We start from the raw sequence: 439 nt of genomic DNA on the forward strand, positions 1-439 counted from the left end.
CCGCGCCTGCCTGGGCATCCTGCGCCTGAGCAAGCAGCACGGCGAAGAGCGGCTGGAAGCCGCTTGCCAGCGAGCGCTGGCACTGGGCGCGTGCAGCTACAAAAGCCTTGAATCGATCCTGCGCCAAGGGCTGGAAAAGCTACCGCTGTCCCAGCAAAACCTGCCGCTACTGCCCGACGAACACATCAACCTGCGCGGCCCTGGCTACTACCACTGACCTGAAAAAGGAGCACCAAAATGCTGCCCAATCCGACACTCAGGCACTGGGCGCGTGCAGCTACAAAAGCCTTGAATCGATCCTGCGCCAAGGGCTGGAAAAGCTACCGCTGTCCCAGCAAACCCTGCCGCTACTGCCCGACGAACACATCAACCTGCGCGGCCCTGGCTACTACCACTGACCTGAAAAAGGAGCACCAAAATGCTGCCCAATCCGACACTC

Annotated in this window: 1 protein-coding gene and 1 pseudogene; both read left to right on the top strand. The window is 60.8% G+C overall.

Features of this window, described 5'->3' with window-relative positions; translation table 11 throughout:
• A pseudogene (locus AO268_RS05495) lies at positions 1-217 on the top strand (IS21 family transposase); the annotation flags it as partial.
• A 20-nt stretch (positions 218-237) separates the two neighbouring features.
• Positions 238-439 (top strand): hypothetical protein (locus AO268_RS32920; RefSeq protein WP_218927875.1); only part of this gene is annotated, 202 nt, incomplete at its 3' end.

The organism is Pseudomonas sp. ICMP 8385, from assembly GCF_002699915.1.
In the GTDB taxonomy this organism is placed as follows: Bacteria; Pseudomonadota; Gammaproteobacteria; order Pseudomonadales; family Pseudomonadaceae; genus Aquipseudomonas; species Aquipseudomonas gessardii.